9 protein-coding genes, 2 tRNA genes and 1 pseudogene are annotated in these 10,472 nt (G+C 68.0%); 10 read left to right on the forward strand and 2 right to left on the reverse strand.

The genetic code is table 11. The features are described 5' to 3' along the window. The first annotated feature begins 205 nt into the window (after nucleotides 1-205). From MU407_RS03805 to MU407_RS03820, 4 genes are all read left to right on the forward strand, one after another. A complete protein-coding gene (locus MU407_RS03805; RefSeq protein WP_102235570.1) occupies nucleotides 206-1,240 on the forward strand; it encodes a LacI family DNA-binding transcriptional regulator in 1,035 nt (344 codons plus the stop codon). A 400-nt stretch (nucleotides 1,241-1,640) separates the two neighbouring features. Then, entirely contained in the window at nucleotides 1,641-3,698 is a 2,058-nt protein-coding gene (gene gyrB, locus MU407_RS03810) for a DNA topoisomerase (ATP-hydrolyzing) subunit B (RefSeq protein WP_246955480.1), read from the forward strand. Between the two features lie 287 nt (nucleotides 3,699-3,985). Next, nucleotides 3,986-6,643: a DNA gyrase subunit A gene (gene gyrA, locus MU407_RS03815; protein ID WP_246955482.1), complete on the forward strand. Its 2,658-nt coding sequence runs from the start codon at nucleotides 3,986-3,988 to the stop codon at nucleotides 6,641-6,643. A 3-nt stretch (nucleotides 6,644-6,646) separates the two neighbouring features. Further along, nucleotides 6,647-7,315: a DUF3566 domain-containing protein gene (locus MU407_RS03820; RefSeq protein WP_102235567.1), complete on the forward strand. Its 669-nt coding sequence runs from the start codon at nucleotides 6,647-6,649 to the stop codon at nucleotides 7,313-7,315. A gap of 118 nt (nucleotides 7,316-7,433) precedes the next feature. On the opposite strand, the pseudogene MU407_RS03825 reads toward MU407_RS03820, so the two are convergent. Continuing rightward, a pseudogene (locus tag MU407_RS03825) lies at nucleotides 7,434-8,012 on the reverse strand (molybdopterin-dependent oxidoreductase); the annotation flags it as partial. Nucleotides 8,013-8,325: 313 nt separating this feature from the next. Between MU407_RS03825 and MU407_RS03830 the strand changes: the two are divergent. The 5 genes from MU407_RS03830 to MU407_RS03850 all read left to right on the forward strand — a co-directional run bounded on the left by MU407_RS03830 (nucleotide 8,326) and on the right by MU407_RS03850 (nucleotide 9,695). Continuing rightward, nucleotides 8,326-8,399, forward strand: a tRNA-Ile gene (locus tag MU407_RS03830). Nucleotides 8,400-8,420: 21 nt separating this feature from the next. Next, the gene (locus MU407_RS03835) at nucleotides 8,421-8,594 is read left to right on the forward strand and encodes a DLW-39 family protein (RefSeq protein ID WP_199173872.1); all 174 of its coding nucleotides are present in this window, start codon (nucleotides 8,421-8,423) and stop codon (nucleotides 8,592-8,594) included. A gap of 37 nt (nucleotides 8,595-8,631) precedes the next feature. After that, nucleotides 8,632-8,707: transfer RNA gene (locus MU407_RS03840), tRNA-Ala, on the forward strand. Between the two features lie 117 nt (nucleotides 8,708-8,824). Continuing rightward, nucleotides 8,825-9,298, forward strand: coding sequence for a hypothetical protein (locus MU407_RS03845; protein ID WP_102235565.1), 474 nt, complete (start codon nucleotides 8,825-8,827; stop codon nucleotides 9,296-9,298). A 235-nt stretch (nucleotides 9,299-9,533) separates the two neighbouring features. After that, on the forward strand, nucleotides 9,534-9,695 hold the full coding sequence (locus MU407_RS03850; protein WP_246955473.1) for a hypothetical protein: 162 nt from the start codon (nucleotides 9,534-9,536) through the stop codon (nucleotides 9,693-9,695). Nucleotides 9,696-9,907: 212 nt separating this feature from the next. Here the strand turns inward: MU407_RS03850 and MU407_RS14440 are convergent, their stop codons facing one another. Next, nucleotides 9,908-10,327 (reverse strand): hypothetical protein, encoded by a 420-nt coding sequence (locus tag MU407_RS14440; protein WP_348648007.1) that lies wholly within the window; start codon nucleotides 10,325-10,327, stop codon nucleotides 9,908-9,910. 53 nt (nucleotides 10,328-10,380) lie between these two features. On the opposite strand from MU407_RS14440, the gene MU407_RS14445 reads away from it, so the two are divergent. Further along, nucleotides 10,381-10,472: helix-turn-helix domain-containing protein (locus MU407_RS14445; RefSeq protein ID WP_348648008.1), on the forward strand; the 92-nt coding region annotated here is incomplete at its 3' end.

Here is a 10,472-nt window from a genome sequence, read left to right on the forward strand (position 1 = left end):
GGAGGCGGCGGCAGACGTTTTCCGGTAGGTTTAACGCTAATCCTAGGTGTGTCGGATCGTACACGGAAGTGCCGCCGCCGACGAGCGTCTGGGAGACCGGACGGTCCATCGAGCTCAGATCGTTAAGGTGAGACCGGGGGAATGCGTGCACGTCAGGCGCGATCACCGGCGCGGAGCGGCTTCGACGTGGACAGGAGGGGATGACGTGGTCGGTCTGAGGGACGTCGCGGCACGCACGGGGGTCAGCGTCATGACCGTCTCCAACGTGGTCAACAACCGCCGCGACAAGGTCTCGGCCCAGACCTTCGAGCGGGTCCAGGCTGCCATCCACGAGCTGGACTACGTCCCGAACGCTCAGGCCCGCTCGCTGTCCGCAGGGCGCACCTGCATGGTGGGCATGATCGTGCGCAGGCCCCCGGAGGACGGGGCCGCGCTGCGCAACCCCCATGACGCGCTCCTGGTCGACGCGGTCGAGAGAGAGCTCAGCGAGGGCGGTCTGAGCTTCGTCTACGCGGCGCGGGACGATGTGGTCCAGGCCGCCCGGGAGATGGCGTCCTGGCAGATCGACGGCCTGCTCGTGTACGGATCGGTCGCAGAGGAGGTCGACGCCCTGGGCCGACTGACCTCCAAGCCGATCGTCTTCCTCGACAACCATTCGGCCTCCGCCGCGGTCGAGATCGTCGGGGTGGACGATCATCACGGCGGGGTGCTGCTGGGACGGCACCTGGGAGAGCTGGGGCATCGCTCGATCCTGTTCGCTGGACCGGTCCACGAGCGCCGCGGAGTGGTGGGCACCCGCCTGGCGGGACTGCGCCAGGGCGTCGCCGAGGGGACCGGAGCCGAGCCGGAGATCACCACCCTCGACGTGGGTGCGGACAGCACCGCCGTCACCGCCGTCGTCGACGAGGTGGTGCGGCATCCGGGGCGGTTCACCGCGGTGGTGGCCTTCGGCGATCTGCTGGGCGTGCCCCTGGTGGGCGCGCTCGCCGATGCGGGCGTGGTCGTCCCCGACGAGGTCTCTGTCGCGAGCTTCGATGACCAGGAGCACTGCACCTGGGTGCGACCGAGGCTGACCAGCGTCGGTCAGGACGCGGCGGCCAAGGGTCGGCTGGCGGTGCGGCGTCTGCGAGGGCTCATCGAGGATCCGCAGCAGCCCCATGAGGCCGTGCAGCGGCTGCCGATGGAGCTGTCGGTGCGTGAGAGCACGGGTCCTCGACGCAGCGGCCGCACCGATCCCTGACCTCCCGGATGCGCCAGAGGCGCCGTAGCGGGACGGAACTGCGTAGGGGAGTAGGGCCCCTTGGCGACCGCTCCGACAGATCGGTGGTGGTGCCGCGGCGCACCGCCTGTGCGCGTCTCTGCGCACCATCGGCCACACCGCACTGCGGTGAAATAGGTCTGAGAGCGGATCTCCGGTAGACTCGGGGAGGTTCGGTCGACGTCGAGCGTCGTCCTTCGGGAAGCCCCCATCTGCTTCGCACTGCTGCGCCGCGAGCGCACGCGCGCGCGTGCGCGCGCGGGAGTCAGGGAGTCAGTTGGGGCGCGACCTCGGAACGGGGCCGGACCACCCCCGGCGCGTTCCCGTCCCGGGGGAAGCGGACTGCGAGGAGCACCATCCGGTGAGCGAGACCGACCACCCCATGCCCGATCAGGCCACCCCTGTGCCGCAGACGGCGACCGAGCGCGCCGCGCACTCGCCGGACCACTACGACGCCTCGGACATCACCGTCCTCGAGGGCCTCGAGGCGGTCCGCAAGCGCCCCGGCATGTACATCGGCTCCACCGGGGAGCGGGGCCTGCACCACCTGGTCTACGAGATCGTGGACAACTCCGTGGATGAGGCGATGGCCGGCCACGGCGACTCCATCGAGGTGACGATCCTGCCTGACGGCGGCGTGCGCGTGGTGGACCACGCGCGCGGCATCCCCGTGGACATGCACCCCACCGAGAACAAGCCCGCCGTGGAACTGGTGCTGACCGTTCTGCACGCCGGCGGCAAGTTCGGCGGCGGCGGCTACTCCGTCTCCGGCGGCCTGCACGGCGTGGGCTCCTCCGTGGTCAACGCCCTGTCCACCCGCATGGAGGTGGAGATCCGCCGCCAGGGTCACGTGTGGCGCCAGGCCTACGAGCGCGGCGTCCCCGTGGCCCCGCTCGAGCAGGGCGAGAAGACAGACGAGACCGGCACCATCATCACCTTCTGGGCGGACCCGGAGATCTTCGACACCGTCGAGTACGAGTTCGAGACGCTCCGCAAGCGGTTCCAGCAGATGGCCTTCCTCAACAAGGGCCTGCAGCTGTCACTGACCGACGAGCGCGCCCAGCCCGCCGATGAGGACGAGGAAGACGTCGTGGACGTTGAGCTCGAGGCCGAGGGTGAGGCTGACACCTCCGGCCCCCGCACCGTCACCTACCGCTATGAGCGCGGGCTACAGGACTTCGTCGAGTTCATCAACGCCGCCAAGCGCGCCGAGGTGATCCACCCCGAGATCATCTCCTTCGAGTCCGAGGACACCTCCTCTGGAATCTCCGTCGAGGTCGCGATGCAGTGGACCGGCGCCTACTCCGAGTCCGTCCATACCTACGCCAACACGATCAACACCCATGAGGGCGGCACCCACGAGGAGGGCTTCCGCTCCTCCCTGACCTCGATCGTGAACCGCTACGGCCGTGCCCAGGGCCTCATCAAGGAGAAGGACGCGAACCTCACCGGTGAGGACATCCGCGAGGGCCTCACCGCCGTGGTGTCCGTCAAGCTCGAGGAGCCGCAGTTCGAGGGTCAGACCAAGACGAAGCTGGGCAACACGATTGCCCGCACCTTCATGGTCAAGGTCATGACCGACAGGCTGCAGGACTGGTTCGACGCCCACCCCGCGGAGGCGAAGTCCATCCTCATCAAGGCGCAGGCCGCCGCGGCCGCCCGCGAAGCCGCCCGCAAGGCCCGCGACGCCACGCGCCGCAAGTCCCCGCTGGAGGCCGGTGGCATGCCCGGCAAGCTGCGCGACTGCTCCAGCCGCAACCCCGCCGAATGCGAGATCTTCATCGTCGAGGGTGACTCCGCCGGCGGCTCCGCCGTCTCCGGCCGCGACCCCCGCACCCAGGCGATCCTGCCCATCCGCGGCAAGATCCTGAACGTCGAGAAGGCCCGGCTGGATCGCGCCTTGGACAACCAGGAGATCCGCTCCCTGATCACCGCCTTCGGCACCGGGATCGGCGAGGACTTCGATGCGACGAAACTGCGGTACCACAAGATCATCCTCATGGCCGATGCCGACGTGGACGGCCAGCACATCTGCACCCTGCTGCTCACGTTGCTGTTCCGCTACATGCGGCCGCTGATCGAGCTGGGGCACGTGTTCATCGCGATGCCGCCGCTGTTCCGTCTGAAGTGGTCCAACGCCCCGCACGAGTACGTGTTCTCCGATGCGGAGCGCGATGAGCGGCTCGAGGCGGGCCGCGCCGCCGGGCGCCGCATCCCCAAGGACAACGGCATCCAGCGCTACAAGGGTCTGGGCGAGATGGACTGGAAGGAACTCCAGACCACCACGATGGACCCCGCCTCCCGCACCCTCAAGCAGGTGACCGTGGACGAGGCCGCGAACGCCGACACGATCTTCTCCGTCCTCATGGGCGATGACGTCGAATCCCGTCGGCGCTTCATCCAGGAGAACGCGAAGGACGTGCGGTTCCTGGACATCTGACCCGTCGGCCCCGGTCGCGGCGCCCACCCTGGCGCGCCCCCGGGACCCCCTGACCCACCGGCTTCACCCGAAAGGCCCCAGCTCCCATGAGCGACACCCCGAACGAGCCCACCGACCCGACCGCGCAGGACGGCACCCCCGCCCCCGAGGAGAGCAGCCGCGCCGAGACCGCGGGCCTCGGCGGCCAGGACACCCCCGAGGGCACCACCGAGGTCAGTGCCGATGAGGTCGCCTCCCGCACCGTCACCCTCGTGGACCCCCTCGATGAGGGCGAGATCGACCGCATCATGCAGGTGGACCTCAACCAGGAGATGCAGCGCTCCTACCTCGACTACGCGATGAGCGTGATCGTCTCGCGCGCCCTGCCGGATGTGCGCGACGGCCTCAAGCCCGTGCACCGCCGCATCGTGTACGCGATGTACGACGGCGGCTACCGGCCCGACCGCTCCTTCTCCAAGTGCGCGAAGGTCGTCGGCGAGGTGATGGGCAACTACCACCCCCACGGCGACTCCGCGATCTACGACGCCATGGTGCGTCTGGTCCAGCCGTGGAACATGCGCTACCCGCTGATCCTCGGGCAGGGGAACTTCGGCTCCGCCGGCGATGACGGCGCGGCCGCCCCCCGGTACACCGAGTGCAAGATGGCGCCGCTGGCCCTCGAGCTCGTGCGCGACATCGAGCAGGACACCGTGGACATGCAGGGCAACTACGACAACACGGTCGATGAACCGGCCGTGCTGCCCGCCCGCTTCCCGAACCTGCTGGTCAACGGCTCGGCCGGCATCGCCGTCGGAATGGCCACGAACATTCCGCCGCACAACCTGCGCGAGGTCGCCTCCGCCGTGCAGTGGCTGCTGAAGAACCACGAGGCCACCAAGCCCGAGCTGCTCGAGGCGTGCCTGGAGCACATCAAGGGCCCGGACTTCCCGGGCGGCGCCACGATCGTTGGCACTCAGGGGATCGAGGATGCCTACCGCACCGGTCGCGGCTCGATCACGCAGCGCGCCGTGGTCTCCACCGAGGAGATCAACGGGCGCATGTGCCTGGTGGTCACCGAGCTGCCCTACCAGGTCAACCCCGACACCCTGGCCCGCAAGATCGCGGAGATGGTCAAGCTCGGAAAGCTCCAGGGCATCGCCGACATCACCGATGAGACCTCCGGCCGCACCGGCCAGCGCCTCGTGCTGACCCTCAAGCGGGACGCCGTAGCGAAGGTGGTGCTGAACAACCTCTACAAGCACACCCAGCTGCAGGAGAACTTCTCCGCGAACATGCTGGCGCTCGCCGGTGGGGTGCCGCGCACCCTGTCGATCGACTCCTTCGTGCGGGAGTGGACGAAGCACCAGATCGACGTGATCGTGCGCCGCACCCGCTTCCGCCTGAAGAAGGCCGAGGAGCAGATCCACATCTTCCGCGGCTACCTCAAGGCGCTGGATGCGCTCGATGAGGTCATCGCGCTGATCCGCCGCTCCCCAGACGTGGACGAGGCCCGCGTGGGGCTGATGGACCTGCTGGAGATCGACGAGATCCAGGCCAATGCGATCCTCGCGATGCAGCTGCGGCGCCTGGCCGCCCTGGAGCGGCAGAAGATCGTCGAGGAGCACGACCGTCTGCAGGCCCTCATCGAGGAGTACACCGCGATCCTCGCCGATCCCGCCAAGCAGCGGCAGATCGTCTCCGAGGAGCTCGATGAGATCGTCGAGCGCTACGGCGATGACCGTCGGACCAAGATCGTGCCGGACGCCGGGGACATGTCGATGGAGGACCTGATCCCCGAAGAGGACATGGTCGTCACCATCACCCGCGGCGGCTACGTCAAGCGCACCCGCGAGGACCAGTACCGCGCCCAGAAGCGCGGCGGCAAGGGGGTTCGCGGCGCCGCGCTGCGCGAGGACGACGTGGTGGAGCACTTCTTCACCACGTCCACCCACCGGTGGCTGCTGTTCTTCACCAACCAGGGCCGCGTGTACCGCACCAAGGGCTACGAGCTGCCGGAGGCGCCACGGGACGCGAAGGGCCAGCATGTGGCGAACCTGATGGCCTTCCAGCCTGAGGAGCGGATCGCCTCGGTGCTGGTGCTCGACAGCTACGAGGACGCCCAGTACCTGGTGCTCGCCACCCGCTCGGGTCTGGTGAAGAAGACGCCGATGCCGGCCTTCGACTCCAACCGCACCGGCGGCATCATCGCGATCAACCTGCGCGAGATCCACACCGCGGAGGGCACCGAGATGGACCGGGTGATCGCCGCGCGGGCCGTGAACGAGGACGACCATCTGCTGCTGGTCTCCCGCAATGGCCAGTCCGTGCGGTTCCCCGCCGATGATGTGACGCTGCGCCCGACGGGTCGTGCCACCAGCGGCGTGACCGGCATGAAGTTCCGGCACGACGATGAGCTGCTGGCCATGGACGTGGTGCGGCCGAACACCTTCGTGGTGACCGTGACCGACGGCGGGTTCGCCAAGCGCACCACGATCGACGAGTACCGTCTGCAGGGCCGTGGGGGCCTGGGCATCCGTGTGGCGAAGCTGCCCGATGACCGCGGGCACCTGGTGGGCGCCGCCGTGGTGGAGGAGTCCGATGAGCTGCTGGTGGTGATGGAGAAGGGCCGCGTGGTCCGCTCCGAGGTCGCGCAGATCCCGCCGAAGGGCCGCACTACCATGGGCGTCACCTTCGCCCGTCCCGATAAGGGCGACCGGATCCTGCTGGTCGCCACCGGTCAGGAGACCGAGGTGGATGAGGAGGAGACCGAAGCACCGGTCATCGAGGACACCGAAGGCGCTGAGGATTCTGCCGGCGCTGAGGATGCTGACGGTGCGCAGAGCGGGGATGCTGTGGAGATCCCGGACGCACCCGGTGATGCAGACGGGTCTGCGGACTCAGACGCACTAGGCTCAGGGCAGGCTTCAGCCGAAGCCTCCGAGACGCCCGCCCCCGACGAGGAGTGATCCGTGAGCACCAGCGACTCCACGACCGCGAAGCGGTCCACGGGATCCCCTGACGAGACCTCCAAGCTGCCCGCCTACGAGGAGAAGTCCTCCGGTGCGCGCGGCGGGACCTCCGGGGCCGACGGGTCGGCGACGGGCTCGAAGGGGTCCTCCCGCACCGCGGCGACGGGCTCGAAGGGGTCTGCGTCGGGCGATGCCGGGCGTGAGGGATCCTCGCGCATGGGCAGCGGGAAGGGCTCGGCGTCCAAGGGCGCGAGCCGCTCTCCGGTGCGGTCCTCGAGCGGTACGGCCGCGGTGCCTGCGGAGCGGCGCGGGCCGCGGCGGGTGCGGCTGACGCTCGCGCGGCTGGACCCGTTCTCCGTGATGAAGCTGTCGTTCCTGGTGGCGATCGGGATCGGCATCGCCACCGTGGTCGCGGCGATCGTGCTGTGGAACCTGGTGGAGGCCATCGGCCTGTGGAGCCAGATCGAGCAGATCGGTCGCGACCTCAACAACGGCAAGCCGCTGCCGTTCATGGAGTTCTTCAGCTTCTCCAAGATGACGAGCTACGCCACCATCGTCGCGGTCGTGAACGTCGTGGTCATCACCGCGCTCGGCACGCTCCTGGCGTTCCTGTACAACCTGGTGGCGGCGCTGTTGGGCGGGCTGAAGATGACCTTCACCGACGACTGAGGCGGAGGGGGCCGGCCCGGCGCCCCGCATCTCTTCCGCGAAACGGCTGCGTTTCGGTGGAAACTCCTGGAGTATTCCCACCGAAACGCAGCCGTTTCCGCGTGGTGCGCGGGGGCGCTCAGCGCACAGTGAACTGCACCTGGTGCCAGCCGCTTGCGCCGTCCGGGGCGGGGCTGGCCTGCTCCGCGGTCTGGAGCTCACCGTCCCCGGCCAGAGCGCGCACGGTGGCGGTGTGGCTCCCGGGGGTCGCGTCCTCCCAACGCAGCGACCACTGGGTCCAGGTGTCATCGTTGACCTCGGCACCGAGCTCGGCGGGCCGCCAGTCACCGTCGTCGATCCGCACCTCCACGGCAGCGATGCCGCGCTGCTGCGCCCACGCGGTGCCGCCCAGCATGACGGCCCCCTGGTCATCACGATCCACGGTTGCGCGGCCTCGGGGCACGTCGATGCGGGAGGCGAGCTTGCTGGGCCCGCGCTCGGACCAGCCGCGGGTGGACCAGTAGGCGACGTCGTCCCCGAACCGCGTGACCTTCAGCTCCGTCAGCCATTTGGTGGCGGAGACGTAGCCGTACAGCCCGGGCACCACCATCCGCACCGGGTAGCCGTGGTCAGCGGACAGCGGGGCGCCGTTCATGCCGACGGCCAGCAGGGAGTCGCGGGAGTCGGTGAGGGCCTCCAGCGGGGTGGAGGCGGTGAAGCGTGGTGCGCGCGGTCATGTCGGTCTCCTTCATCGTGTTCGGCAGTGCTGGCGGGAAGCCTGGCACCGGGCGCCCCGGGGAGGGCGGCTCATGATGGGTTCGGAGCCGATGCCCGGATCGGATGGGAACGGATCGCACTATGTTTGTGTCAGATGGGCACGGATCGGCGGCTAGCACGGTGGGGCCGACGGGTCGGCTGCGTGCCTGTGACCTCGCGTACAAGCACCGTTTCCGGTTGGACGCAGCGCGGATCGGGCCGTAAAGTAGTGCGTCGGTGGTCGACACCAGGCATGATGGTGGTCGATGGCCCACGGGCCTATAGCTCAGTCGGTTAGAGCGCTGTCCTGATAAGACAGAGGTCGCTGGTTCAAGTCCAGCTAGGCCCACCCCGAGGATCGGAGGAACTCATGAAGAAGTTCATCACGGCCGCGGTGCTCCTGATCGGTACGTCCCTCGCCGGGATCCTCACCTGGCGCAAGGTCGAGGCCGACCGCATCCGCAACGACCTGTGGACCGAGGCCGAGAACGCCTTCGACAAGCAGGACGCCGAAGCACATAAGGTGCCGGTTTCCCGCTCCTGATCCGCACAGCACCACCACCCAGCGCCACTGGCGCGACGGGGCCTTGGCGCAATTGGTAGCGCATCTGCTTTGCAAGCAGAGGGTTAGGGGTTCGAGTCCCCTAGGCTCCACCAGAAACACCCCTGACCTGCAGTGATAGGTCAGGGGTGTTGTTGTGCGGGGTGCGGTCGGCTGGCCCGTCGTTACCAAGATCTTGCCTACGATTTTGGGGTAAGGGCTATGGTAGGTGCATGAGCGTCGCGACCCATCACATCTACCAGAGCTCTGACCTGGCTGGCTCTCGGCGTAAGGAGATCGTGGAGGCCGCCCAGCGGGGCACCACGCTGCTGAGAACCCCCAGCGGGGACGCGCTCGCCTTCCTACCGCGAGCTGAACTGGAGCGACTCTCCCACATCCGTGACCACGCTCTCGGATTTGTCATGCTGGAGAGTGCTCTTCGGCGTCCACGTGCTGAGAGGCGGGCGACTGACTTCGGAGCCTGGGCATTTGCCTCCTCGCTGGATGAGGAACAACTGGCCGAGTTCCGCGATGAGGTGAGCGATGCGCTCATGCGGGCATTCTCCGGGGTTGACGTCGTCGACAGCCTGCTTGATGAGTGGCGGGCTACGGCCGCCTTCATGGCAGACGCGGACGCCGTCGCTGCCCTCGATGGAGGCATCGAGGGCTTCCACGAAGTGCTGCGGCCCGAGGAATCAGAGGACTGAGCACGTGAGTCCGGGAACCAACAGTGCCTACTCGCCCTACGCTCCCGCCCGCAGACCGGGTGGGAAACCGAGCGAGAAGCCGAAGTACCGGGTTCTGATCCACCACAAGTACCTGGCGCGATGGGAAGTGTTCGTCGATCGGGTAGGTCTCGCGAACGCACAGCGTGCGTGGGACCACCTGGCGATGCAGCCCGGGAGCCCGCCTCCTATCGGCCAGTGCAGCAAGCTGCGGGGAATGGACAAGTACGCGAAGAACGGCTGGTCGCACATCTACCACTACGAGGCCAGTTCCATGGCCCGCATCGACTACCAGTTCCACCCGCGCATCCAGGTGACCGAGGGCAAGGAGCCGAGCCCCGTGGTTCGTATCCTCCGCCTGGACCTCGGCAGCCACTAGCCAGCGCTGTGGATCTTCGGTGAGATCCACAGTTCCCTCATTGTCTGACTGACCACGCTCCTACTGCAGCGAGAGTCTCAAGGCGGCATGCCGGTTCCTGAGCTCGCACCGCGGACGAATGTCGGGGGCCTGTGCAACGCTCATCGTGACCAGATCGCACGACGAGGGGAGCCCCGATGCCGCTGGCCGAGACCGCTGAATACTCCATCTCATCAGAGGTCCTTGAGCTGACCTGCCCGAACCGCTTCGGTTACGACAACCGCCACTGGGTCCAGTGGGCGTGGGCCGTGCTGGCGCGCGCCGGAGACGTTCCGCCCACAGTGGGCGAGGATGACGCCGATTACCCCCGGCACCTCATCACGATCATCGCGCTCTCCCATCTCAGCGATGTCTTCGGTGAGGTGGCTGCAGGGGTCGATGGCGACCTGGAGGTGAGTGTTGAGCCCGTGGGAGAGTTTCGCCCCAAGATCACCGTGATCGAGCTCGCTCGGTACTGCGAGCGTGAGGGTATTTACGCTATGGAATATCCGGAGACCGACTGGGGTCTCGTGCAGCAGGCTGTTCGCGTGCGGACCGGGGAGATCGCGCGTCGGCTTCGCGAGATTCTCGGCGTCAGCCGCCGGTGGTGTCATAGCGTCGAAGCAACACCCCCGGTCGGCGGGGGTCTGATCGGTGGAGTGTGCGGATGGCGCGGGTGGGGTTGTCGTTCAGTGACAGGTCGGAGATCTCGACGGCCTCGAAAGCGGGCTGGTCGGTGCGGAGGATCGCCCGTCACCT

Source organism: Brachybacterium sp. Marseille-Q7125, from assembly GCF_023062615.1.
Lineage (GTDB): Bacteria > Actinomycetota > Actinomycetes > Actinomycetales > Dermabacteraceae > Brachybacterium.

Bases quoted from the DNA above. Each gene is read 5' to 3' on its own strand.
- MU407_RS03850 (WP_246955473.1), top strand. From the start codon at position 9,534: ATGGACAAGTACGCGAAGAACGGCTGGTCGCACATCTACCACTACGAG.
- MU407_RS03845 (WP_102235565.1), top strand. From the start codon at position 8,825: ATGAGCGTCGCGACCCATCACATCTACCAGAGCTCTGACCTGGCTGGC.
- gyrB (WP_246955480.1), top strand. From the start codon at position 1,641: ATGCCCGATCAGGCCACCCCTGTGCCGCAGACGGCGACCGAGCGCGCC.
- gyrA (WP_246955482.1), top strand. From the start codon at position 3,986: ATGCAGGTGGACCTCAACCAGGAGATGCAGCGCTCCTACCTCGACTAC.
- MU407_RS03835 (WP_199173872.1), top strand. From the start codon at position 8,421: ATGAAGAAGTTCATCACGGCCGCGGTGCTCCTGATCGGTACGTCCCTC.
- MU407_RS14440 (WP_348648007.1), bottom strand. From the start codon at position 10,327: ATGACACCACCGGCGGCTGACGCCGAGAATCTCGCGAAGCCGACGCGC.